Annotated in this window: 14 protein-coding genes, 7 tRNA genes and 3 rRNA genes; all 24 read left to right on the plus strand. The window is 42.8% G+C overall.

Annotated features, from left to right (window positions below):
* Positions 1-360 precede the first annotated feature (360 nt).
* The 24 genes from ACZ1GV_RS00005 to rpsL all read left to right on the plus strand — a co-directional run bounded on the left by ACZ1GV_RS00005 (position 361) and on the right by rpsL (position 25,417).
* Positions 361-1,894: ribosomal RNA gene (locus ACZ1GV_RS00005) — 16S ribosomal RNA — on the plus strand.
* Positions 1,895-2,002: 108 nt separating this feature from the next.
* Positions 2,003-2,079: transfer RNA gene (locus ACZ1GV_RS00010), tRNA-Ile, on the plus strand.
* 114 nt (positions 2,080-2,193) lie between these two features.
* Positions 2,194-2,269 (plus strand) — tRNA-Ala (locus ACZ1GV_RS00015).
* Between the two features lie 300 nt (positions 2,270-2,569).
* Positions 2,570-5,448: ribosomal RNA gene (locus ACZ1GV_RS00020) — 23S ribosomal RNA — on the plus strand.
* A 120-nt stretch (positions 5,449-5,568) separates the two neighbouring features.
* Positions 5,569-5,683: ribosomal RNA gene (gene rrf, locus ACZ1GV_RS00025) — 5S ribosomal RNA — on the plus strand.
* Together the 16S, 23S and 5S rRNA genes with 2 tRNA genes alongside form the textbook arrangement of a ribosomal RNA operon.
* A gap of 345 nt (positions 5,684-6,028) precedes the next feature.
* Positions 6,029-7,048, plus strand: a complete 1,020-nt coding sequence (murB, locus tag ACZ1GV_RS00030) for a UDP-N-acetylmuramate dehydrogenase (protein WP_472674696.1) — start codon at positions 6,029-6,031, stop codon at positions 7,046-7,048.
* A complete protein-coding gene (birA, locus tag ACZ1GV_RS00035) occupies positions 7,038-8,021 on the plus strand; it encodes a bifunctional biotin--[acetyl-CoA-carboxylase] ligase/biotin operon repressor BirA (protein ID WP_472674697.1) in 984 nt (327 codons plus the stop codon). The genes murB and birA overlap by 11 nt, the downstream gene beginning before the upstream one ends.
* Positions 8,018-8,725: a type III pantothenate kinase gene (locus ACZ1GV_RS00040; protein WP_472674698.1), complete on the plus strand. Its 708-nt coding sequence runs from the start codon at positions 8,018-8,020 to the stop codon at positions 8,723-8,725. The genes birA and ACZ1GV_RS00040 overlap by 4 nt, the downstream gene beginning before the upstream one ends.
* Before the next feature lie 146 nt (positions 8,726-8,871).
* Positions 8,872-8,947, plus strand: a tRNA-Thr gene (locus ACZ1GV_RS00045).
* A 13-nt stretch (positions 8,948-8,960) separates the two neighbouring features.
* Positions 8,961-9,045 (plus strand) — tRNA-Tyr (locus tag ACZ1GV_RS00050).
* Positions 9,046-9,130: 85 nt separating this feature from the next.
* Positions 9,131-9,204 (plus strand) — tRNA-Gly (locus ACZ1GV_RS00055).
* A gap of 10 nt (positions 9,205-9,214) precedes the next feature.
* A tRNA-Thr gene (locus tag ACZ1GV_RS00060) sits at positions 9,215-9,290 on the plus strand.
* 84 nt (positions 9,291-9,374) lie between these two features.
* The gene (gene tuf, locus ACZ1GV_RS00065; protein ID WP_210560552.1) at positions 9,375-10,559 is read left to right on the plus strand and encodes an elongation factor Tu; all 1,185 of its coding nucleotides are present in this window, start codon (positions 9,375-9,377) and stop codon (positions 10,557-10,559) included.
* A gap of 293 nt (positions 10,560-10,852) precedes the next feature.
* Positions 10,853-12,514 (plus strand): amidohydrolase, encoded by a 1,662-nt coding sequence (locus tag ACZ1GV_RS00070; protein ID WP_472674699.1) that lies wholly within the window; start codon positions 10,853-10,855, stop codon positions 12,512-12,514.
* 149 nt (positions 12,515-12,663) lie between these two features.
* Positions 12,664-12,740: transfer RNA gene (locus tag ACZ1GV_RS00075), tRNA-Trp, on the plus strand.
* Positions 12,741-12,824: 84 nt separating this feature from the next.
* Positions 12,825-13,202: a preprotein translocase subunit SecE gene (secE, locus tag ACZ1GV_RS00080; protein ID WP_210560564.1), complete on the plus strand. Its 378-nt coding sequence runs from the start codon at positions 12,825-12,827 to the stop codon at positions 13,200-13,202.
* A gap of 3 nt (positions 13,203-13,205) precedes the next feature.
* The gene (gene nusG / locus ACZ1GV_RS00085) at positions 13,206-13,781 is read left to right on the plus strand and encodes a transcription termination/antitermination protein NusG (protein ID WP_472674700.1); all 576 of its coding nucleotides are present in this window, start codon (positions 13,206-13,208) and stop codon (positions 13,779-13,781) included.
* Between the two features lie 177 nt (positions 13,782-13,958).
* Complete coding sequence (gene rplK / locus ACZ1GV_RS00090; protein WP_210560562.1) at positions 13,959-14,387, plus strand: 50S ribosomal protein L11; 429 nt, start codon at positions 13,959-13,961, stop codon at positions 14,385-14,387.
* Between the two features lie 3 nt (positions 14,388-14,390).
* Positions 14,391-15,092, plus strand: a complete 702-nt coding sequence (gene rplA, locus ACZ1GV_RS00095; RefSeq protein ID WP_210560561.1) for a 50S ribosomal protein L1 — start codon at positions 14,391-14,393, stop codon at positions 15,090-15,092.
* A 201-nt stretch (positions 15,093-15,293) separates the two neighbouring features.
* The gene (gene rplJ / locus ACZ1GV_RS00100; RefSeq protein ID WP_210560560.1) at positions 15,294-15,782 is read left to right on the plus strand and encodes a 50S ribosomal protein L10; all 489 of its coding nucleotides are present in this window, start codon (positions 15,294-15,296) and stop codon (positions 15,780-15,782) included.
* A 91-nt stretch (positions 15,783-15,873) separates the two neighbouring features.
* Positions 15,874-16,236, plus strand: a complete 363-nt coding sequence (gene rplL, locus ACZ1GV_RS00105; protein WP_210560559.1) for a 50S ribosomal protein L7/L12 — start codon at positions 15,874-15,876, stop codon at positions 16,234-16,236.
* A 355-nt stretch (positions 16,237-16,591) separates the two neighbouring features.
* A complete protein-coding gene (gene rpoB, locus ACZ1GV_RS00110) occupies positions 16,592-20,620 on the plus strand; it encodes a DNA-directed RNA polymerase subunit beta (RefSeq protein ID WP_472674701.1) in 4,029 nt (1,342 codons plus the stop codon).
* 94 nt (positions 20,621-20,714) lie between these two features.
* Positions 20,715-24,869 carry a DNA-directed RNA polymerase subunit beta' gene (gene rpoC / locus ACZ1GV_RS00115; RefSeq protein WP_472674702.1) on the plus strand — a complete coding sequence of 1,385 codons (4,155 nt, stop codon included), beginning with the start codon at positions 20,715-20,717 and terminating at the stop codon, positions 24,867-24,869.
* A gap of 173 nt (positions 24,870-25,042) precedes the next feature.
* The gene (gene rpsL, locus ACZ1GV_RS00120; RefSeq protein ID WP_155696585.1) at positions 25,043-25,417 is read left to right on the plus strand and encodes a 30S ribosomal protein S12; all 375 of its coding nucleotides are present in this window, start codon (positions 25,043-25,045) and stop codon (positions 25,415-25,417) included.
* Positions 25,418-25,486 lie beyond the last annotated feature (69 nt).

Consider the following 25,486-nt stretch of genomic DNA (forward strand, 5'->3'; position numbering starts at 1 on the left):
CGTCCTCGTTGTCAGGGAGACATCAAACAGCTCGAAACGTTAAGTAAAGGTTGTGAGATGAGGCTCAAAACGGTTTAGAAAACTTCTTCAAAATATTGAAAAAGATTTGATAAAAACGTTGACAACGAATTAGGGAAGTGTAGAATGCGCATCCCGGTTGAGACAAGGTCTCGACCAAGAGCAGAAAGGCTCTGAACGTTCTTTAACAATTTGTAATTAATTATTTGTGTGGGCACTCCGAAGAGTAGTAACAAACACGCTAGAGTTTCTTAGGAAACAGGCTAGCACTTGTAAACTATTGATTGAGTGTCTGAACGAAAATTTATTTGAACAGAATTCAATGAGTAGCGATTAAACTTTTAAGTGAAGAGTTTGATCATGGCTCAGATTGAACGCTGGCGGCAGGCCTAACACATGCAAGTCGAACGGTAACAGAACTAGCTTGCTAGTTGCTGACGAGTGGCGGACGGGTGAGTAATGCTTGGGAATTTGCCTTTAGGTGGGGGACAACAGTTGGAAACGACTGCTAATACCGCATGATAGCTACGGCTCAAAGGGGGCTTCGGCTCCCGCCTTTAGAGAAGCCCAAGTGGGATTAGGTAGTTGGTGAGGTAAAGGCTCACCAAGCCGACGATCCCTAGCTGGTCTGAGAGGATGATCAGCCACACTGGAACTGAGACACGGTCCAGACTCCTACGGGAGGCAGCAGTGGGGAATATTGCACAATGGGCGAAAGCCTGATGCAGCCATGCCGCGTGTGTGAAGAAGGCCTTCGGGTTGTAAAGCACTTTCAGCGAGGAGGAAAGCTTAGTCGTTAATACCGGCTAGGTGTGACGTTACTCGCAGAAGAAGCACCGGCTAACTCCGTGCCAGCAGCCGCGGTAATACGGAGGGTGCGAGCGTTAATCGGAATTACTGGGCGTAAAGCGTACGCAGGCGGCCATTTAAGTCAGATGTGAAAGCCCCGGGCTCAACCTGGGAACTGCATTTGAAACTGGATGGCTAGAGTGCGACAGAGGGTGGTAGAATTTCAGGTGTAGCGGTGAAATGCGTAGAGATCTGAAGGAATACCAATGGCGAAGGCAGCCACCTGGGTCGACACTGACGCTCATGTACGAAAGCGTGGGTAGCAAACAGGATTAGATACCCTGGTAGTCCACGCCGTAAACGATGTCTACTAGCAGTTTGACTCTTAAGAGTTGTCTTGCGCAGCTAACGCATTAAGTAGACCGCCTGGGGAGTACGGCCGCAAGGTTAAAACTCAAATGAATTGACGGGGGCCCGCACAAGCGGTGGAGCATGTGGTTTAATTCGATGCAACGCGAAGAACCTTACCATCTCTTGACATCCATAGAATTTAGCAGAGACGCTTTAGTGCCTTCGGGAACTATGAGACAGGTGCTGCATGGCTGTCGTCAGCTCGTGTTGTGAAATGTTGGGTTAAGTCCCGCAACGAGCGCAACCCTTATCCTTAGTTGCCAGCACGTAATGGTGGGAACTCTAAGGAGACTGCCGGTGACAAACCGGAGGAAGGTGGGGACGACGTCAAGTCATCATGGCCCTTACGAGATGGGCTACACACGTGCTACAATGGCAAGTACAAAGGGTTGCGAACTCGCGAGAGTAAGCGGATCCCATAAAGCTTGTCGTAGTCCGGATTGGAGTCTGCAACTCGACTCCATGAAGTCGGAATCGCTAGTAATCGTGGATCAGAATGCCACGGTGAATACGTTCCCGGGCCTTGTACACACCGCCCGTCACACCATGGGAGTGGGCTGCAAAAGAAGTAGGTAGCTTAACCTTCGGGAGGGCGCTTACCACTTTGTGGTTCATGACTGGGGTGAAGTCGTAACAAGGTAGCCGTAGGGGAACCTGCGGCTGGATCACCTCCTTATAAACGAAGTTACACCTTTAGAGTGTTCACACAAATAATTAATTACGAATAATGAGCGAGAAAGCTGCAAGCTGTTAGCTGCATTCGAGAGTTTGTAGCATAAACGATAGGCCTGTAGCTCAGCTGGTTAGAGCGCACCCCTGATAAGGGTGAGGTCGGCAGTTCAAGTCTGCCCAGGCCTACCAAAATCTCACCTGACTGCGTTATTTCGTTACTTGTTTAGATAGTCTAAACGGCGTAACAAAATGCCTTGTCAAATGTGATTTGGAATAATCGTTTTAATGACGTGACTTCAGTATGGGGCTATAGCTCAGCTGGGAGAGCGCTTGATTTGCATTCAAGAGGTCCGCGGTTCGATCCCGCGTAGCTCCACCATACTGACACTCAGTTTCTCGATTCAAAACCCTAAACCATACACATTAATTTAGTGTGCATCGTTTAGAGTTTTTTATAAACTCATGCTCTTTAACAATTTGGAAAGCTGATAAAAAAATAAGGTAAACATTATTGTTTATTTATTTGTTATTCAACAACTAAAAAAATAATTTTGATTATCACTGTAAGAGAAAACTCAAGCGTTATTTATGTCAGGTTCTTGACCTTATACAAGTCAAGTAACCAATAAATATGACACATAAACTACGACTGAATTTGCGAGAGCATTTAAGGTTGTATGGTTAAGTGAATAAGCGTATACGGTGGATGCCTTGGCAATTGGAGGCGATGAAGGACGTGTTAATCTGCGATAAGTCTGGTTAAGGTGATAAAAACCGTTATAAACCAGAATTTCCGAATGGGGAAACCCACCCTTTTTAGGGTATCGTATAGTGAATACATAGCTATGCGAAGCGAACCCGGAGAACTGAAACATCTAAGTACCCGGAGGAAAAGAAATCAACCGAGATTTCCTAAGTAGCGGCGAGCGAACGGGAAACAGCCGAATCAGCATGGTTTAGTGGAATGCTCTGGAAAGTGCAACGATAGTGGGTGATAGTCCCGTACACGACAAGCCATGTTGGACATATTAAGTAGGTCGGGGCACGAGAAACCTTGACTGAAGATAGGGGGACCATCCTCTAAGGCTAAATACTCCCAATTGACCGATAGTGAACCAGTACCGTGAGGGAAAGGCGAAAAGAACCCCTGTGAGGGGAGTGAAATAGAACCTGAAACCGTATACGTACAAGCAGTAGGAGCAGACTTGTTCTGTGACTGCGTACCTTTTGTATAATGGGTCAACGACTTATATTTTGTAGCAAGGTTAACCGAATAGGGGAGCCGTAGGGAAACCGAGTCTTAACTGGGCGAATAAGTTGCAAGGTATAGACCCGAAACCCGGTGATCTAGCCATGGGCAGGTTGAAGGTTGAGTAACATCAACTGGAGGACCGAACCCACTAACGTTGAAAAGTTAGGGGATGACCTGTGGCTAGGAGTGAAAGGCTAATCAAACCGGGAGATAGCTGGTTCTCCCCGAAATCTATTTAGGTAGAGCCTCGGACGAATACTTACGGGGGTAGAGCACTGTTTGGGCTAGGGGGCCATCCCGGCTTACCAACCCCATGCAAACTCCGAATACCGTAAAGTAATATCCGGGAGACACACGGCGGGTGCTAACGTTCGTCGTGGAGAGGGAAACAACCCAGACCGCCAGCTAAGGTCCCAAAGTTTATGCTAAGTGGGAAACGATGTGGGAAGGCTTAGACAGCTAGGAGGTTGGCTTAGAAGCAGCCACCCTTTAAAGAAAGCGTAATAGCTCACTAGTCGAGTCGGCCTGCGCGGAAGATGTAACGGGGCTAAGCATAACACCGAAGCTGCGGTAGCGAATTTATTCGCTAGGTAGGGGAGCGTTCTGTAAGTGGCTGAAGGTGCATTGAGAAGTGTGCTGGACATATCAGAAGTGCGAATGTTGACATGAGTAACGATAATGGGGGTGAAAAACCCCCACGCCGAAAGACCAAGGGTTCCTATCCCATGCTAATCAGGGTAGGGTAAGTCGGCCCCTAAGGCGAGGCAGAAATGCGTAGTCGATGGGAAACAGATTAATATTTCTGTACTTTTAATCATTGCGATGGGGGGACGGAGAAGGCTAGGTGAGCACGGCGATGGTTGTCCGTGTGAAAGTATGTAGGTAGGCTGCTTAGGTAAATCCGGGCGGCTAATACTGAGATACGAGACGAGTCACTAAGGTGATGAAGTCATTGATGCCATACTTCCAGGAAAAGCCTCTAAGCTTCAGATGATTAAGAACCGTACCCCAAACCGACACAGGTGGTCAGGTAGAGAATACTAAGGCGCTTGAGAGAACTCGGGTGAAGGAACTAGGCAAAATGGTACCGTAACTTCGGGAGAAGGTACGCCCACATTAGGTGAAGGCACTTGCTGTCGGAGCTGAAGTGGGTCGCAGTGACCTGGTGGCTGCAACTGTTTATTAAAAACACAGCACTCTGCTAAATCGAAAGATGACGTATAGGGTGTGACACCTGCCCGGTGCCGGAAGGTTAATTGATTGGGTTATCGCAAGAGAAGCTCATGATCGAAGCCCCGGTAAACGGCGGCCGTAACTATAACGGTCCTAAGGTAGCGAAATTCCTTGTCGGGTAAGTTCCGACCTGCACGAATGGTGTAATGATGGCCACGCTGTCTCCACCCGAGACTCAGTGAAATTGAAATCGCAGTGAAGATGCTGTGTACCCGCGGCTAGACGGAAAGACCCCGTGAACCTTTACTACAGCTTGACACTGAACATTGAGCCTACATGTGTAGGATAGGTGGGAGGCTATGAAACTTGGACGCCAGTTCAGGTGGAGCCATCCTTGAAATACCACCCTTGTATGTTTGATGTTCTAACATTGGCCCCTTATCGGGGTTGTGGACAGTGTCTGGTGGGTAGTTTGACTGGGGCGGTCTCCTCCCAAAGAGTAACGGAGGAGCACGAAGGTTTGCTAAGTACGGTCGGACATCGTACGGTTAGTGTAATGGTAGAAGCAAGCTTAACTGCGAGACAGACACGTCGAGCAGGTACGAAAGTAGGTCATAGTGATCCGGTGGCTCTGTATGGAAGGGCCATCGCTCAACGGATAAAAGGTACTCCGGGGATAACAGGCTGATACCGCCCAAGAGTTCATATCGACGGCGGTGTTTGGCACCTCGATGTCGGCTCATCACATCCTGGGGCTGAAGTCGGTCCCAAGGGTATGGCTGTTCGCCATTTAAAGTGGTACGCGAGCTGGGTTTAGAACGTCGTGAGACAGTTCGGTCCCTATCTGCCGTGGGCGTTGGATGATTGAGAGGGGCTGCTCCTAGTACGAGAGGACCGGAGTGGACGAACCGCTGGTGTTCGGGTTGTCATGCCAATGGCATTGCCCGGTAGCTACGTTCGGAATCGATAACCGCTGAAAGCATCTAAGCGGGAAGCGAGCCTCGAGATGAGTCATCCCTGACAGTTTAACTGTCCTAAAGGGTCGTTGAAGACTACAACGTTGATAGGTAAGGTGTGGAAGTGCTGTGAGGCATTAAGCTAACTTATACTAATTGCCCGTGAGGCTTAACCATACAACGCTTAAGTGTTCTCCTAGAGAGATAATCAAGGTTACCTTATTTTATTTAGCTTTCTAATTGTTAAGACAATTTAAGTAAGCGGTGTTTATTAAACATCGATTACAAACAGCTTTGCCTGGTGGCAATAGCGCTGTGGAACCACCTGACTCCATTTCGAACTCAGAAGTGAAACGCAGCTGCGGCGATGGTAGTGTAGCATTTGCTATGCGAGAGTAGCTCACCGCCAGGCTCCCATACTAACCCCTTGCACTTTGTGCGAGGGGTTTTTTATTGCCTCAAATTTATACCCAACCACCACGATTCACTGCTTCGTCGCGGTTTTTTTCGTTTAGAATTCCTTAAAACCATCAAGGTGGCCACTCCTAGGCATCCTGCCTGCGCGGCACTTGTGAGTGTTAATGCTATCTCTGAATCGTTTACTACTATCTCGGAAGCGTTTCCTACTATCACTGCTAAATTCTTACGGTTTCAATATCGTATACTCTGCACCTATAGAAATTTCTTATCTCCAGTAGTGAGTAAATGCTGTGTTAATGTTAAATTACACTCATATTAATAATTTTGGTTCCTTAAATTGAATTCACTAAAGCCTTTCCATACTTTTCAATTAAATCATTACGCTAATGATGTAGTTAAAATCACATCAGTAGGGGATTTTAAAGCTTTAGTGGGGAAAACACTAAATACAGATTTCGTACTAGTAGGTTCAGGTAGTAATACACTATTCTTAGAAGACTTAGCCATACCACTTTATGTAAACGAGTATTTGGGAAAGTGTCTATTTGAAGATAATGATTTTTATTATATCGATGTTAATTCAGGTGAAAATTGGCATAGTCTTGTGAGTTGGACACTAGAAAAGGAAGTTTATGGGTTAGAAAATCTCGCTTTAATACCCGGCACTGTAGGTGCAGCACCGATACAAAACATTGGAGCTTATGGAGTTGAGATAAATCAATTCATAGATTCAGTGGTTTACATCGATTTAGTATCCGGTGAACTAAATACTCTTTCTAATAATGAGTGCAAGTTTGGATATAGAGACAGTATTTTTAAAAATGAGTTAGCGAAAAATAGTATTATATTAAAAGTAAGATTTAAGTTCCCTAAGGAATGGAGGCCAGTTTTAGAATACGGTGAATTAAAAAACTTAGAATACCCAACACCAATAAGTATTTTTAACAAAGTTTGTAGTATAAGAAATTCTAAACTCCCTGATCCGAAAGTTATTGGTAATGCAGGAAGTTTTTTTAAGAACCCAATTGTTACTAAGTTAGAGCGCAATCGAGTAATAGAGTTATTTCCGTCAGTACCTTCATATCCACTGAGCGATGGAACATTTAAAATTGCTGCTGGTTGGTTGATTGATCAAGCTGGTCTCAAAGGAAAAGAGTTTGGTAATATTAGGGTTAACCCAAATCAAGCGTTGGTACTCACAAACCACAAGGGTGAAGCAAAAGGAAAAGACGTCGTAATTGCTGCTAATAAAATTATAGATAGTGTCTATTCAATATTCGGTATTAAACTAGAGCCAGAAGTTCGTTTTTTTAGTAAGGATAAAGAAGTTACTTTGGTAGATTATTATGCGGGCTGAGATTGATACCAAGCTAATAATAATTAAAGAGCTATCCAAAGGACTGTTCGTGTCAGGGCAAGCGTTAGCAGTTTTACTAAACATTTCGCGTACTGCGGTAGCGAAGCATATAAAAACCATCAATACATTAGGCTTGGAGGTTTTTTCAGTAAAAGGAAAAGGCTACAGACTTGCACAGCCAGTTTCGTTATTAAATGAAGAGAAAATCAATCATTTATACAACCATAATTCCGCTATTGCGTTGCATCACATTATCGATTCAACCAATGCACACTTAATTAGAATGTTACGTGAAACGCATTCAGTCAGCGACGGTTATACCGTTATATCAGAGTGTCAGACACATGGGAGGGGACGGCGAGGCAGGAAATGGGTAAGCCCTTACGGTAGTCATGTTTATTTGTCTCGTTATTACCAGTCACAGGATGGTCTATCTGAAGCTGCTGGATTGAGTTTAGCTATAGGTATTGCAGTCGCTAACTGTATTAATCAATTTATTGAAGGTAAAGCAAATTTAAAATGGCCTAATGATGTATTGATAAACGATAAAAAAGTAGCGGGTGTATTAGTTGAGGCGGAAGGTCAAAGCGATGGACTTTGTCATTTAGTTATCGGTATAGGCGTAAATATTAACATGCCAAATAATGTCGACATAGATCAACCGTGGACAGATGTTACGAGCAACACCGATTCTATTATCGATAGAAATGAATTTGTCGCACGGCTTTTACTGGAAATAGATAAAATAATGCTTACATTTAAGCAACACAGACTAGAAACGTTGTATTCGGTATGGAACGAAATGAACGCATACGATGGGTTACTTGTTACTTTGTCTAGCGGAAAAGAACAAAAGCAGGGTAAATGTTTAGGTATAGATAATACGGGTTCATTAATGTTAGAAGATGAATTGACGAAGCGAATATTTAAAGCGTATGGCGGTGAATTAAGTTTAAGGAAAGCTAGAAAGTGAAGCTGCTTATAGACGCCGGCAATACCAACATTAAGTTTGCTAAATTCGAGAGCCACCAATGTAGTGAGTTACCTCAATCATCATTTATGTCACTAATCAAAGATGCTGACGTTATTGTCATAGCAAAAGTAAAAGAATACAGCTTGTTTACAGACGTCGAATCCAAAGCAAAAGAATACAATGTTCCAGTCATATATCCAAAGGTCAAACCACAGGACTTTGGTGTTACTTGTGGATACAAGAATGTTAAACACCTAGGGATAGATCGTTGGTTAGGCGTGCTAGCAGCTACAGCAAGTCATCCTAACAGACCCTTAATCGTAGTTGATAGCGGTACAGCCATGACTATCGATTTTGTATTGCCAAATAAAACTCATATAGGAGGGTGGATTACACCAGGTTTAACGTTAATGAAAAACTCAGTTGTAGAGCGAGCACCATTAGTTTTTGCACATGACAACGTAGTGGAGGAACGAATTGGTACAGATACACCCTCAGCATTGCTGAATGGATGCCTTTTTAGCCTCTCTGGTATCATTGACAAAGCAAGAGACGAACTTAAACGTCAGTTAACCGATGCAGAGCAAAACAAAATATTAATTGTTATTACTGGTGGTGATAGCGGAAAAATCACTCGTTTGTTAACGTGTGATTATGTAGAAAACAAACTTCTTATATTCGAAGGCTTGTCGTTATTTTCTTAATATAATCATAAAAGCGATTATTAATTCACCGACCCTCATTTCATTTGTTTAAAACATCACCAAACAATCAAAAAAAACAAAAAAAAGACGTTTTATGCTTGCACAATCAAAACTCATACCATAGAATTCGCACCACTTGATGCAGTGCCGGCTTAGCTCAGTTGGTAGAGCAACTGACTTGTAATCAGTAGGTCGCCAGTTCGATTCCGGCAGCCGGCACCATCAAATAAAGTGTGGAGGGGTTCCCGAGTGGCCAAAGGGATCAGACTGTAAATCTGACGGTTCTACCTTCGGTGGTTCGAATCCACCTCCCTCCACCATCTCATTCTCATATCAAGATTATTATTTTGATATAAATAAGGTCGGCTCGCGACCTTTTGTGCTTTGTGCGAGAAATTGAACAAAGCGGACGTCGTATAATGGTATTACTCTAGCCTTCCAAGCTAATAACGCGGGTTCGATTCCCGCCGTCCGCTCCAAGTATTTTTTGCTGATATAGCTCAGTTGGTAGAGCGCACCCTTGGTAAGGGTGAGGTCGGCAGTTCAAATCTGCCTATCAGCACCATCTAAAAATTTCTCGCCCAAACTTTCAAATTTATAAACCACGCTTATAGCGTATTACTTTAATAAAACTGAAATAGGTCTGAAAATGGCAAGAGAAAAGTTTGAACGTACTAAACCGCACGTTAACGTTGGTACAATCGGTCACGTTGACCACGGTAAAACAACTTTAACAGCTGCAATCTCTGCAGTACTTTCTAAGACATACGGTGGTGACGTTAGAGATTTCGCGCAAATCGATAATGCTCCAGAAGAGCGTGAGCGTGGTATTACAATCAATACTTCTCACATCGAGTATGACACTCCAACTCGTCACTACGCACACGTAGACTGTCCAGGACACGCCGATTATGTTAAAAACATGATCACTGGTGCTGCACAGATGGACGGCGCGATCTTAGTAGTTGCTGCAACTGACGGCCCAATGCCTCAAACACGTGAGCACATCCTACTTTCACGTCAGGTTGGTGTACCTTACATCATCGTATTCATGAACAAATGTGACATGGTTGACGACGAAGAGTTACTAGAATTAGTAGAAATGGAAGTTCGTGAACTTCTTTCAGAATACGAATTCCCAGGTGACGACCTTCCATTAATCGCTGGTTCAGCTCTTAAAGCTCTTGAAGGCGAAGCTGAGTGGGAAGCGAAGATCATTGAACTAGCTGAAGCACTAGATACTTACATTCCAGAGCCAGAGCGTGACATCGATAAGCCATTCATCATGCCTATCGAAGACGTATTCTCAATCTCAGGTCGTGGTACAGTAGTAACAGGTCGTGTTGAGCAAGGTATCATTAACACTGGTGACTCAGTAGAAATCGTTGGTATCAAAGATACAACGACTACAACATGTACAGGTGTTGAAATGTTCCGTAAGCTTCTAGACGAAGGTCGTGCAGGTGAGAACATTGGTGCATTATTACGTGGTACTAAGCGTGATGAAGTTGAACGTGGTCAAGTACTAGCGAAGCCTGGTTCAATCCAGCCGCACACTAAGTTCGAATCAGAAGTATACGTACTTTCTAAAGAAGAAGGCGGACGTCACACTCCATTCTTCAAAGGTTACCGTCCACAGTTCTACTTCCGTACAACTGACGTAACTGGTGCTGTTGAGCTTCCAGAAGGCGTAGAAATGGTAATGCCTGGTGATAACATCAAGATGGTTGTTGAGCTAATCGCACCAATCGCGATGGACGAAGGTCTACGTTTTGCGATCCGTGAAGGCGGTCGTACAGTTGGTGCTGGTGTTGTAGCATCAATCGTAGCGTAATTCTGCGTTGTTAAGAGGTTGCAGTCAGCTGTAACCTGAATGACAAAAAGATAAAAAAAGGCTCCTGTTCTAACGAATGGGAGCCTTTTTTTATTGTGGCCTTAAAACTAAAACTAAAACTAAAACTAAAGTTTAACGATAACCACCAGGTTAGTGCTTATAACCTCGAGTATGAATTTTTAATATTGATAAAACTTTAAATTTTATCGCCAGTTTTCATTTACTCAGCGAATAATAATATACAGCTGTCTATATCGTGTTATGTTTTAGTGAAGTTTATCAAAGGAAATGCCATGAAAATTTATCTATCAATCATATCGCTGTTAGTCAGTATCTCTGTATTAGCGGAGCCCACATTAATACATAACGTTAAAGGATATACATTCACAAATGAACGTAACTTAGTAACATTCTCAGCTATTGCTTTTGAGAATGGAATAGTACTTAAAATTGGGAATAACGAATTAATCGACCAATATAAGAGCGCTAAACGAATTGATGGAAAACAGAAAGTAATGTTGCCTGGTTTAGTAGACGGACATGGACACTTACTTGGTTTAGGCTTTAATTTATTAAATGTGGATGTCCGTGATATATCAAGTGCTAAAGCAACAGCACAAAAGGTTGCAGCTTATAGCGAACAGAACCCCGATATTACTTGGATCAAAGGTCGCGGATGGAACCAAGAAATATGGTCTTCTAATACATACCCTACAGCTAAGCAACTAGACGAGTATATTTCTGATCGTCCTGTTTATTTAAGTAGAGTCGACGGCCATGCAGCATGGTTAAATACAAAAGCTTTAGAATTAGCCGGAATTACAAAAGATACAATTTCGCCACCAGGAGGTGAAATTGTTAAAGATGCGCAAGGTAATCCAACAGGTGTACTTATAGATAACGCAGAAACACTTGTAATGGATAAAATACCGAACCCGAGTAGGGACGAAATGAAGGCTGCATTAGAAAAAGCGACTGATCATTTGCTTTCATTAGGGGTTACCAGTATGCATGACGCTGGAATTGACCATGAAACTTATCATCTATATAAAGACGCTGCTAACGCAGGCGATTTGGACGTGCGTGTCTATGCGATGCTCGCTGCAACAGATCCCCATCTCTCCGATATGTTGAAACATGGTTACATAAAAGATAATAAAGACTTCCTATCAATACGAAGTGTAAAAATATATGGAGACGGTGCGCTTGGTAGCCGTGGAGCTGCTTTGTTACAACCATATCATGATGATAAAGATAACGTAGGGCTGCTAGTTACATCACCTGAAAAACTTACTCCTTTATTCGATGAAATCTTAAGTCATCGATTCCAAATTAATATTCACGCCATCGGCGATCGTGCAAATAGAATAGCGTTAGATGAATTTGAAAGAGTATTTAAAAAGCCAGAGTCAATTCTTTACAATGGCGATGAGCTTAGACACCGTGTAGAACATGCGCAAGTTGTGCACCCCGATGATATACCGCGCTTTAAAACATTGAATATTCTTCCTTCGATGCAACCAACGCATGCAACGTCAGACAAAGAGATGGCACCCAAGCGAATTGGAGATCGTCGACTTGAAGGTGCATATGCGTGGCAACAATTCTTAAAACAAGGCAGTCGTGTAATTTCAGGGTCTGATTTCCCTGTCGAATTGGCAAACCCATTTTTAGGTTTACACGCCGCTGTTACGCGCCAAGATAGATCTAATATGCCACAAGGTGGATGGCGAGTTAACGAGTCTATGAGTATGGCTGAAGCATTTCGTTCGTTTACTATTGACGCTGCTTATGGCGCACATCAAGATAAAATAATTGGCGGATTACAAGCGGGCAAATACGCTGACTTTATACTAGTCGACCAGGATCTTTTTAATATTCCTAAAGAAAACATATGGAAGTCGAAAGTATTGGAGACATGGGTAGCCGGTAAGCAAGTTTACAAGATGCCATAAATTATAAGCGAAAATTAGTTTTTAATTGCGTCATTAAACCAGTTAAGTATAATGGCGCTCCCCACTTTATGATTCCCTTAAAAATTAAGATTCACAAAAGTGGTGTAACTGTCTATTGATTGATTAATAGACATAAATGGTGTTGTTGCAGGGGCGTAGTTCCAATTGGTAGAACAGCGGTCTCCAAAACCGATGGTTGGGGGTTCGAGTCCCTCCGCCCCTGCCAAACCTCAAAGAACAGTATTAGTGAATAGTATTGTCCTTTGAGGTTTATAACAATTTTCACAAATGTAGTAATTAAGGTGTTTCGATGAGTGCCAATGTTGAACAGTCAAACAAAGGACTGGATTTAGTTAAATGGGTAATCGCTATTGCGTTATTAGCAGGTGCGGTTGTTGCAAACAATATGTTCGATCAAGAATCAGTACTGATTCGCGCAATTGGTGTTGTTGCTGCTGTTGTTATAGCTGGCGTTTTTGCTGGGACGACAGAAAAAGGCAGAAACTTTATTAGCTTTTCTAAAGAATCGAATAAAGAAATTCGCAAGGTTATTTGGCCTACTCGTCAAGAAGCGACTCAAACTACATTTATTATTTTTGCTGCTACTGCCGTTATCGCAATTATGCTCTATTTTTTAGATATGTTTTTACGCTGGGCAGTAGCTCTACTTACAGGTATAGGAGCTTAATGCATGTCTGATTCAGATATTAATGTTGAAGAACAAGCAGAAAACAAATTACGTTGGTATGTTGTTCAAGCTTACTCTGGCTATGAAGGTCGTGTATCAAAAGCTCTAGAAGAGCACATTAAAGTAAACGCAATGGAAGATTACTTTGGCCGTATTTTAGTACCAACTGAAGAAGTTGTAGAAATGCGTGCAGGCCAAAAGCGTCGTTCAGAACGTAAGTTTTTCCCTGGCTATGTTTTAGTAGAAATCGCGATGAACGAAGATGCGTGGCATCTTGTTAAGAATACACCACGTGTACTAGGGTTTATCGGTGGAACATCGGATCGCCCAGCGCCAATTTCTAACCGTGAAGCTGAAGCGATCTTAAATCGATTAGAAGAGAACGTTGATAAGCCTAAGCCTAAGACACTATTTGAACCAGGTGAAGTTGTTCGCGTTACCGATGGTCCATTTGCTGATTTCAACGGTGTTGTTGAAGAAGTGGATTATGAGAAGAGCCGAGTTAAAGTTTCTGTACTTATATTTGGTCGCTCAACGCCAGTTGAACTTGAGTTTGGTCAAGTAGAAAAAGATAAATAATCGAAGCTAATTTCGATTTACAGTCTTGAAACGGGTCGCGATTGTCTATATAATGCGCGACCCTTTTGTATGTGTCTGGATGAAAGTTTAGACAGGTATAAAATATTTAAAACGGGAAGCCGATAAGTAAGAAACCTCGTTCTTACTAGGCGATGACCCATTAATGAGGAAGCTAAAATGGCTAAAAAAGTTGAAGCCCTAATCAAGTTGCAAGTTGCAGCTGGTATGGCAAACCCAAGTCCTCCGGTTGGTCCTGCTCTAGGTCAACACGGTGTGAACATCATGGAATTCTGTAAAGCGTTTAACGCAAAAACAGGTGAAATGGAAAAAGGTGCTCCGGTACCAGTAGTAATTTCTGTTTACAGTGATCGTTCGTTTACATTCGAAACTAAGACTCCACCTGCATCTTACTTACTTAAGAAAGCTGCTGGTATCAAATCTGGTTCTGGTCGTCCAAACACTGAAAAAGTGGGTACGGTAACACGTGCACAGTTGGAAGAAATCGTAAACACCAAACAACCAGACCTAACTGCAGCCGATATGGATGCAGCAGTACGCACTATTGCCGGCTCAGCTCGTGCAATGGGCTTGAATGTAGAGGGTTAATCAATGGCTAAATTAACAAAACGCGCACGTTTAATTCGTGAAAAAGTTGATGCAACTCGTGAATACGGCATCGAAGAAGCTGTAGCTCTACTTAAAGAATTAGCGACTGCTAAATTCACAGAAAGCTTTGATGTTGCTATTAACTTAGGCATCGACGCTCGTAAATCTGACCAAAACGTTCGTGGTGCAACTGTACTACCTAACGGTACTGGTAAAGACGTACGCGTAGCAGTATTTACTCAAGGCGCTAACGCTGAAGCAGCTAAAGCAGCTGGTGCAGATGTCGTTGGTATGGAAGACCTAGCTGAGCAAGTTAAAGCTGGCGAAATGAACTTCGACGTAGTTGTTGCATCTCCTGATGCGATGCGTGTTGTTGGTCAATTAGGTCAAATCCTAGGTCCACGTGGCCTTATGCCTAACCCGAAAGTTGGAACAGTTACTCCAGACGTAGCAACAGCAGTTAAAAATGCTAAAGCTGGTCAGGTTCGTTATAGAAACGATAAAAACGGTATTGTTCACGCTTCTATCGGTAAAGTTGATTTTGACGCTGAAGCGATCAAAACAAACTTAGAAGCTCTATTAGGCGCAATCGTAAAAGCAAAACCTGCTTCTGCGAAAGGCACATTTGTTAAGAAAGTTAGCCTTTCTACAACAATGGGTGCTGGCGTTGCGATTGAACAAGCTTCAATCAAAGCTGACAAGTAAAAAATTCGGGTTGAGGTATTGCTTGCAATGCCTCCATCCAAGACCGTAGGTGTTAAATAGATGTCTTATTTAACTTAATGTCCTACGCAGATGGTGATGACCCCAGAAGATTCCACTTCTGGCTTTCACCGGAACCGTTCAAGACTAGTCTTGAACATAATGTAAACGGTTTATCCGTTTCCACAACCAGGAGAAAAGCTAATGGCATTAAATCTTGATGGCAAAAAAGCAGTAGTTGCTGAAGTCCAAGAAGCAGCCAAAGACGCTCTGTCTGCAGTAGTAGCAGACGCTCGTGGTGTATCTGTAACTGCAATTACAGCACTTCGTAAAGAAGCGCGTGCTAATGGCGTTTGGATGAAGGTTGTTCGCAACACTTTAGCTAAACGTGCAGTTGAAGGTACTGACTTCGAATGTCTTTCTGAAGCGTTTGTAGGTCCAACTCTTATCGCATTTTCTAAAGAACACCCAGGTGTTGGTGCACGTCTTTTCAAAGACTTTGCAAAGAAAAACGAAAAGTTTGAACTTAAAACAGCATCATTTGAAGGCAGCGTAGTAGATGTTGAAGTATTAGCTTCACTACCTACATACGACGAAGCGATCGCACGTTTGATGAGTGTTATGAAAGAAGCTTCTGCAGGCAAACTAGTGAAGACACTAGCTGCGGTAAAAGAAGCGAAAGAAGCTGCATAATTTTATTTAGCATTTTGCTAGTAAATATACAGTTTTTAGGTGAAAGTTATTACAAGCGATTAAATCGCTTAAACAAGTTAGGAATTATAAAATGTCTGTAACTCAAGAACAAATCTTAGACGCAATTGCTGAAATGTCAGTAATGCAAGTAGTTGAACTAGTTGAAGCTATGGAAGAAAAATTCGGCGTAACTGCAGCTGCTGCTGTTGTTGCTGCTGGCCCAGCAGAAGCTGCTGAAGAAAAGACTGAATTCGACGTAATCCTTACTGGCGCTGGCGCTAACAAGGTTGCAGCGATCAAAGCAGTACGTGGCGCGACTGGTCTTGGCCTTAAAGAAGCTAAAACTATGGTTGAATCTGCTCCAATCGCTGTTAAAGAAGCGATCTCTAAAGGTGAAGCTGAAGAACTTAAAGCTGCACTTGAAGAAGCAGGCGCTACTGTTGAAGTTAAATAATCTGACGTCTGTTAGATTATCTGCCTAAAATTTAGGCATGGGCTGGTGATAAAATATCACCGGCCTTTTTGCGCTATATCTGTGTAAAAACTTTTATAGTGCACAAAATGATGGTAAAACTTTTTTATACCACCATTTGTATTTAATAATTACATGCACTTAGGCAAATTAGTTGTTATAAAATTTGCTCTAAATAGTGAATCAACTTGGGGCAGATTTGCCTCAGCAGATGCCAAAAGGCGTGTAATAGTTATCTACTGAAGCGGGTTATAGCAAAATTTTGCTGTTAAAAGGTAGTCTGTTCCTTAATTGAGACAGGCTTATAGGGTCAAAAATCAGCAAGCTGAGGAACCACATGGCTTACTCTTATTCTGAAAAGAAACGAATTCGTAAGGATTTTGGCAAACGCGAACACGTTTTGGACATGCCTTATCTTCTACAAGTTCAGCTTGAATCATACAATAAGTTTATTGAAGCGGACGTAGACGGTAATAATGGCATCGAAGCGGCTTTCCGTTCTGTTTTCCCTATTAAGAGCTATTCTGGTAGCGCCGAACTACAATTTGTTAGCTATCGCGTTGGAGAACCTGTCTTCGACGTGAAAGAATGTCAAATTCGTGGCGTTACATATGCAGCACCATTACGTGTGAAACTGCGTTTAGTTCTAATGGACAAAGAAGCTGCTCCTGGTACTGTTAAAGATATCAAAGAGCAAGAAGTTTATATGGGTGAAATGCCGTTAATGACAGACAACGGTACTTTTGTCATAAACGGAACTGAGCGAGTAATCGTATCTCAGTTACACCGTTCTCCTGGTGTATTCTTCGATCACGACAAAGGTAAAACTCACTCATCAGGTAAAGTTTTATACAATGCCCGCGTAATTCCTTACCGTGGCTCTTGGTTAGACTTTGAATTCGACCCTAAAGATAATTTATTCGTACGTATTGACCGTCGCAGAAAATTACCTGCTTCAATCATGTTACGTGCGTTAGAGTATTCTACAGAAGAAATCTTAGACCTATTCTTTGATCGTATCGCTATTGAAATTAAAGGCGATAAAATCTTAATGGAATTGCAACCGTCTCGCCTTCGTGGTGAAACAGCTGCGTTCGATTTTAAAGACGCTGACGGTGAAGTCATTGTCGAGACTGGTCGTCGTATTACTGCTCGCCACATCCGTTCAATGGAAAAAGCGGGTATTAATCAAATCGAAGTTCCTCATGAGTACATCATTGATAAAGTAATCGCAAAAGATTACATCGATGAATCAACTGGTGAGCTAGTTGCAAATGCAAATGACCTAATTAGCCTAGAATTACTAGCTAAAATGGCAGAAGCAGGACACAAGTCTTTCGAAATTATTTACACTAATGAATTAGATCACGGTTCATATATATCTGACACGCTTCGTATTGATAGCTCAACTAACCGCTTAGAAGCGTTAATTGAAATCTACCGTATGATGCGTCCAGGCGAGCCACCGACAAAAGATTCAGCGGAAGCTTTATTTGATAACCTATTTTTCTCTCTAGAGCGTTATGATTTATCCTCTGTAGGTAGAATGAAGTTTAACCGTCGAGTTGGTCGTGATGATTTGACTGGTGAAGGTACTCTAAGTAAAAAAGACATCACTGACGTTATGAAAGTGCTAATTAGCATTCGTGACGGTAAGGGTGATGTTGATGATATCGATCACTTAGGTAACCGTCGTATCCGTTCTGTTGGTGAAATGGCAGAAAACCAATTCCGCGTTGGTCTAGTTCGTGTTGAACGTGCTGTTAAAGAACGCCTAAGTTTAGGTGATCTTGATAACACAACGCCGCAAGACTTAATTAACGCCAAGCCTATATCTGCAGCAATCAAAGAATTCTTTGGTTCAAGCCAGTTATCTCAGTTCATGGACCAAAACAATCCACTATCAGAAGTTACGCATAAGCGTCGTATCTCTGCATTAGGTCCAGGTGGTTTGACTCGTGAACGTGCAGGCTTTGAGGTTCGAGACGTTCACCCGACTCACTATGGTCGTGTATGTCCAATCGAAACTCCGGAAGGTCCAAACATCGGTCTAATTAACTCGTTGTCAGTTTATGCGCGCGTAAACTCTTACGGTTTCTTAGAGACTCCATACCGTCGTGTTGTTGACGGTCAGGTTACTGGCGAAATCGATTACTTATCTGCTATTGAAGAAGATAAGTTCGTAATCGCTCAGGCATCTGCTGAGATGGATGCAGAAGGTCGTCTAGTTAATGAACTAGTACCTTGTCGTTTCAAAAATGAATTTACGATTACATCAATCGACCAAGTTCAATATATGGACGTAGCACCTCAACAGGTTGTATCTGTAGCTGCAAGCTTAATCCCGTTCCTAGAACACGATGATGCTAACCGTGCCTTGATGGGTGCGAACATGCAACGTCAGGCGGTTCCTACTTTACGTGCTGACAAGCCGTTAGTTGGTACTGGCGTGGAAGCGGTAGTAGCAAAAGACTCTGGTGTAACTGTGGTTGCTAAACGTGGTGGTGTTGTCGATTATGCCGACGCGTCACGTATTGTTGTTAAAGTTAATGAAAGTGAATGTTTGCCTGGTGAAGCAGGTATCGACATTTACAACTTAACTAAATACACACGTTCAAACCAAAACACATGTATCAACCAAAAAACAACAGTAAGTTCTGGTGAACCAGTGCAACGCGGCGACGTGTTAGCAGATGGTCCTTCAACAGACTTAGGTGAACTAGCGCTTGGTCAAAACATGCGTGTAGCGTTCATGCCTTGGAATGGTTACAACTTCGAAGACTCGATCTTAGTATCTGAGCGTGTTGTACAAGAAGATCGTTTAACAACGATTCATATCCAAGAACTAAGCTGTGTTGCTCGTGATACTAAATTAGGTCCTGAAGAAATCACTTCTGATATTCCAAACGTTGGTGAGTCAGCGCTAGGTAAATTAGATGATTCAGGTATCGTTTATATCGGTGCAGAAGTTAAGGGTGGCGACATCCTAGTAGGTAAAGTGACACCTAAAGGTGAAACGCAACTTACTCCTGAAGAGAAGCTTCTACGAGCTATTTTTGGTGAAAAAGCGTCAGACGTTAAAGACAGTTCATTACGCGTTCCAAACTCAGTGTCTGGTACAGTAATCGACGTTCAAGTATTTACACGTGATGGCGTAGAAAAAGATAAGCGTGCGTTAGACATCGAAGAGATGCAATTAGCGCAAGCGAAAAAGGACTTAAACGAAGAATTTCGTATTCTAGAAAACAACACGTTCGCAAGAACACGTGAACTTCTAATCTCTGGTGGATTAGATTCAGATACGGTTGCTTCTATTGCAGGTGATAAATTGTTCCAGCAGAGTTTATCTGATGAAGTTAAGCAAGCTGAACTAGAGCATCTAGCTGCAAGCTACGAAGAGCTTCGTGGCGAGTACGACAAGAAATACGAAGTTAAGCGCCGCAAGATTACTCAAGGTGACGATTTAGCACCTGGCGTACTTAAAATCGTTAAAGTTTACTTAGCTGTTAAACGTCGTATACAACCTGGTGACAAGATGGCCGGTCGTCACGGTAACAAAGGTGTTATTTCTACCATTGTTCCTGTAGAAGATATGCCTCATGATGAGTTCGGTACTCCTGTAGATATCGTACTTAACCCGCTAGGTGTACCATCGCGTATGAACATCGGTCAGATCCTTGAGACCCATTTAGGTATGGCGGCTCGTGGACTAGGTGAAAAACTAGACCGTATGATCAAAGAGCAAAAAGAACTTGCGGAAATCCGTGATTTCTTAGGAAAGGTTTATGCTTCTGGTACATCTCGTCAAGAAGTTGATATTGATAGCTTCTCTGATGATGAAGTACGTCGCCTTGCTCAAAACCTACGTGCTGGTGTTCCAATTGCGACACCTGTATTTGACGGTGCAGCTGAAGAAGAAATTAAAGACTTATTTGAACTAGCTGATATGCCTCGCAGTGGTCAATTTACCCTGTTTGATGGTCGTACTGGTAACTCATTTGAGCGTAAAGTAACTGTTGGTTACATGTACATGTTGAAACTTAACCACTTGGTTGATGACAAGATGCACGCACGTTCAACTGGCTCATACAGCCTAGTTACACAGCAACCACTTGGTGGTAAAGCTCAGTTCGGTGGTCAGCGTTTCGGTGAGATGGAAGTATGGGCACTAGAAGCTTATGGTGCTGCTTACACGCTTCAAGAAATGCTTACAGTTAAATCTGATGACGTGAATGGTCGTACTAAGATGTATAAAAACATCGTAGACGGCGATCACCGTATGGAACCTGCGATTCCAGAGTCGTTCAACGTATTGTTGAAAGAGATTCGCTCGTTAGGTCTAAACATCGAGCTGGAAGAAGAATAAGCCTAGTCGGGAAACCGATTGGTTCTTTAAATTGAGTGGTGGGGCGTAGCATATATACTGCGCCCTAATGTTTCACTCCTTCAGGAGAACAAAAGTGAAAGACTTACTTAAGTTTTTGAAACAACAAAATAAAAGCGAAGAGTTTGATTCAATTCGAATCGGCTTAGCGTCTCCAGACGTAGTTCGCTCATGGTCTTTTGGTGAAGTTAAAAAGCCAGAAACCATTAACTATCGTACGTTCAAGCCTGAGCGTGATGGTTTATTCTGTGCGCGTATTTTCGGCCCAGTTAAAGACTACGAGTGTTTGTGTGGTAAGTACAAACGTCTTAAGCACCGTGGTGTTATCTGTGAAAAATGTGGTGTTGAAGTTACCCTAACTAAAGTACGTCGTGAGCGTATGGGTCACATCGAATTGGCTAGCCCAGTTGCACACATTTGGTTCTTGAAATCATTACCGTCTCGTATCGGCCTTATGCTTGATATGACGTTACGTGATATTGAACGTGTTCTTTATTTTGAATCATATGCGGTTACTGAACCTGGCATGACTACCCTTGAAAAAGGTCAAATGTTGTCAGAAGAAGAATACCTAGATTCTTTAGAAGAGCATGGCGATGAATTTGAAGCGAAAATGGGTGCTGAAGCCGTTTTTGACCTTCTTAAAGACATCGACATCAATCAGCAATATGCAGAAATGAAAGAAGAATTACCAACGGTAACTTCTGAAACTAAGCGTAAAAAGCTGACTAAACGTCTTAAATTAATGGAAGCATTCTGTAATTCAGGCAACCGTCCAGAGTGGATGGTAATGACTGTACTTCCAGTTCTTCCACCAGATCTTCGTCCACTAGTACCACTAGATGGCGGTCGTTTTGCGACTTCAGATCTGAACGACTTATACCGTCGTGTAATTAACCGTAATAACCGTCTTAAGCGTCTATTAGACCTTGCTGCGCCTGACATTATCGTACGTAACGAAAAACGTATGTTACAAGAAGCAGTTGATGCGTTATTAGATAACGGTCGTCGTGGTCGTGCAATTACCGGTTCTAACAAGCGTCCTCTTAAATCTTTAGCTGATATGATTAAAGGTAAGCAAGGTCGTTTCCGTCAGAACTTACTTGGTAAGCGTGTTGACTACTCTGGTCGTTCTGTAATTACCGTTGGTCCTACACTGAAACTTCATCAGTGTGGTCTACCGAAGAAAATGGCACTTGAATTATTCAAGCCGTTTATCTACGGAAAATTAGAACTTCGTGGCATGGCGACAACTATTAAAGCCGCGAAGAAAATGGTTGAACGTGAAGCAGCTGAAGTTTGGGATATCTTAGATGAAGTTATCCGTGAACATCCAGTTATGCTTAACCGTGCACCTACTCTTCACAGACTTGGTATTCAAGCATTTGAACCAGTTCTAATTGAAGGTAAAGCTATCCAATTGCACCCATTAGTTTGTGCGGCTTATAACGCCGACTTCGATGGTGACCAAATGGCGGTACACGTACCATTAACACTAGAAGCTCAGTTAGAAGCTCGTGCGTTGATGATGTCAACTAACAACATCCTATCTCCTGCGAATGGTGAGCCAATCATCGTTCCTTCACAGGACGTTGTATTAGGTATCTACTACATGACTCGTGACCGCGTAAATGCGCGTGGCGAAGGTCAAGTATTTAAAGATACTAAAGAAGCTGAAAAAGCATACAGGAGTGGTGTTGCTGACTTACATGCGCGCGTTAAAGTACGTATTAATGAAGTGACAATTGCTGAAGACGGTACGCGTACATCTGCACTTGTAATCAAAGATACAACAGTGGGCCGTGCAATATTATCTATGATTGCACCTGAAGGTTTCCCATTTGATTTGATGAACCAAGCAATTGGTAAAAAGCAAATCTCTATGTTGATCAATGAGTGTTACCGTCGTCTTGGTATCAAAGATACCGTGATGTTCGCTGACCAAATCATGTATACAGGTTTCCATTACGCGATGTTAGCGGGTAACTCTATCGGTATTGACGATATGGTTATTCCACAAGCTAAGTACGACCTAATTGAAGATGCGCAAGCTGAAGTTGCTGAGATTCAAGACCAATTCCAACAAGGTCTAGTAACAGCGGGTGAGAAGTACAACAAAGTAATCGATATTTGGTCAACGGCCAACGAGAAAGTATCGAAAGCGATGATGGACAACTTATCAACTGAAACGGTTATCAATCGCGATGGCGAAGAAGAAACAATGCCTTCGTTTAACAGCGTATTTATGATGGCCGACTCGGGTGCTCGTGGTAGTGCCGCTCAGATTCGTCAGCTAGCTGGTATGCGTGGTCTAATGGCTAAGCCAGATGGCTCAATCATCGAAACACCGATCACAGCGAACTTCCGTGAAGGTCTGAACGTACTACAGTACTTCATCTCTACTCACGGTGCGCGTAAAGGTTTGGCCGATACGGCACTTAAAACAGCAAACTCTGGTTATCTAACTCGTCGTCTTGTTGATGTTGGCCAAGATTTGGTTATCAACGAACATGACTGTGGTACTACTGAAGGTCTAACAATGAAGCCTCTAATTGAAGGCGGTGACGTTGTTGAACCACTACGCGAGCGTGTACTTGGTCGTGTAACACTTAACGATGTTACAGCGCCTAATTCAGACGTAGTATTGGTAAAAGCTGGTGTAATGCTTGACGAAAAACTGTGTGACCTGATTGAAGAAAACTCAGTTGACGAAGTTGAAGTACGTTCGATTATTACTTGTGATAACGACTTTGGTGTTTGTGCGGCTTGTTATGGCCGTGACCTAGCTCGTGGCCACCTAATTAACCAAGGTGAGGCAGTTGGTGTAATTGCAGCACAATCAATTGGTGAGCCAGGTACACAGCTTACGATGCGTACGTTCCATATCGGTGGTGCAGCATCACGAAACACAGCAGCGAACAGTGTTCAAGTTAAGAGCGATGGTACTATCCGTCTTCATAACGCAAAACACGTTACTAATGCAGACGGTAAGTTAGTTATTACTTCGCGTTCTGCTGAAGTTACAGTAATTGATGACCATGGTCGTGAGCGCGAGCGTTATAAACTTCCTTATGGTGCAGTAATGACTATTGCTGACGGTGCGGAAGTTAAAGGTAACGATACCGTTGCTAACTGGGACCCGCATTCGCATCCAATCATTGTAGAACGTCCTGCTAAAGTTCAGTTCTCTGATGTTGAAGAAGCGAATACCGAAGTTCAAACTGATGAGCTTACAGGTCTTACGCGTACTGTTGTTAAAGATTTATCTCTTGCAAATGCTAAAGAACCTAAGTTAATTATTGACTCTGGCGATTCTGGTATGCAGGAAATTCGTCTACCTTCATTTACTACAATCGAAGCTAAAGACGGCTCAAACGTAGTTCCAGGTGACGTACTAGCTCGTATTCCTCAAGAAGGTTCAAAAACTCGTGATATCACGGGTGGTCTACCTCGAGTAGCCGACCTATTTGAAGCTCGTAAGCCGAAAGAGCCTGCTATCCTTGCTGAAATCAGTGGTGCAGTAAGCTTTGGTAAAGAGACTAAAGGTAAGAAGCGTCTTGTTATCACTCCAGTAGAGGGTGATGCACACGAAGAGATGATTCCTAAGTGGCGTCAGCTTAACGTGTTCGAAGGTGAAACAGTTGAACGCGGTGAAGTTATTGCCGACGGTCCTGAGTCTCCACATGACATCTTACGTTTACGTGGTATTACGGCATTCTCTAACTTCATCGTTAATGAAGTACAGGAAGTTTACCGACTGCAAGGCGTTAAAATTAACGACAAGCACATCGAAGCTATCTGTCGTCAGATGTTACGTAAAGCAATTATTACTGATGCAGGTCAGTCTGAGTTCCTAGTAGGAGAGCAGGTTGAAGTGTCTAAAGTGAAAATCGCTAACCGTAAGCTAGCTGCTGAAGGTAAAGATTTAGTTAAGTTCACTCGTGACTTACTAGGTATTACTAAAGCATCACTTGCAACTGAGTCATTTATCTCAGCCGCTTCTTTCCAAGAAACAACTCGTGTTCTTACAGAAGCAGCAGTAAGTGGTAAGCGTGATGATTTACGTGGTCTTAAAGAAAACGTAATCGTTGGTCGCTTGATTCCAGCTGGTACAGGCTTTAGCTATCATCAAGAAAAAGCAGCAGCTGCTGCGGCATTTGATGAAGTTGAAGAATCAGTATCTATGGAAGATGCAGAGCAAGCTTTAGCTGATGCGTTAAACGCTGAATAACGAATAAATAGTTCGTAAAGACAAAAACCCGCTTAATAGCGGGTTTTTTTATGCCTAAAAGGCGCATTTGATTGACAGTTTAAAAACTGAACATTAGAATACGTCACCCCTAATTTTGGGGGAGGCGCAATAGTGCGCAAATGGGTAGTAACAACTAATCAGGAGCTTATTTAATGGCAACTATTAACCAGTTGGTACGTAAGCCTCGTCGCCAGAAGACAAAACGTAATATGTCTGAAGCATTGGACGCATGTCCTCAAAGACGTGGTGTATGTACTCGTGTTTATACAACAACACCTAAGAAGCCGAACTCTGCACTACGTAAAGTAGCTCGTGTTCGTCTAACTAATGGTAACGAAGTAACATCTTACATCGGTGGTGAAGGTCATAACCTTCAAGAGCATAGTGTAATCTTAATCCGTGGTGGTCGTGTTAAAGACTTACCAGGTGTACGTTTCCACACAGTTCGTGGTGCACTTGACTGTGCCGGCGTAGCCGATCGTAAAGTAGGCCGTTCTAAATACGGTACGAAGAAGCCAAAATCATAACGGTTCTCCGTTAGTAAGGCCAAGCAAACTTAATTTATTAGTTTTGGGATTATCCTGAAGCAACCGGAG

Source organism: Psychrosphaera sp. HA2-10 (assembly GCF_055693745.1).

Excerpts from the sequence above, each read along its gene's own strand:
- secE (WP_210560564.1), top strand. The coding sequence starts at position 12,825 with ATGAGTGCCAATGTTGAACAGTCAAACAAAGGACTGGATTTAGTTAAA.
- ACZ1GV_RS00070 (WP_472674699.1), top strand. The coding sequence starts at position 10,853 with ATGAAAATTTATCTATCAATCATATCGCTGTTAGTCAGTATCTCTGTA.
- tuf (WP_210560552.1), top strand. The coding sequence starts at position 9,375 with ATGGCAAGAGAAAAGTTTGAACGTACTAAACCGCACGTTAACGTTGGT.
- rplK (WP_210560562.1), top strand. The coding sequence starts at position 13,959 with ATGGCTAAAAAAGTTGAAGCCCTAATCAAGTTGCAAGTTGCAGCTGGT.
- nusG (WP_472674700.1), top strand. The coding sequence starts at position 13,206 with ATGTCTGATTCAGATATTAATGTTGAAGAACAAGCAGAAAACAAATTA.
- rplA (WP_210560561.1), top strand. The coding sequence starts at position 14,391 with ATGGCTAAATTAACAAAACGCGCACGTTTAATTCGTGAAAAAGTTGAT.
- rpsL (WP_155696585.1), top strand. The coding sequence starts at position 25,043 with ATGGCAACTATTAACCAGTTGGTACGTAAGCCTCGTCGCCAGAAGACA.
- rpoB (WP_472674701.1), top strand. The coding sequence starts at position 16,592 with ATGGCTTACTCTTATTCTGAAAAGAAACGAATTCGTAAGGATTTTGGC.
- birA (WP_472674697.1), top strand. The coding sequence starts at position 7,038 with ATGCGGGCTGAGATTGATACCAAGCTAATAATAATTAAAGAGCTATCC.
- rplL (WP_210560559.1), top strand. The coding sequence starts at position 15,874 with ATGTCTGTAACTCAAGAACAAATCTTAGACGCAATTGCTGAAATGTCA.
- rplJ (WP_210560560.1), top strand. The coding sequence starts at position 15,294 with ATGGCATTAAATCTTGATGGCAAAAAAGCAGTAGTTGCTGAAGTCCAA.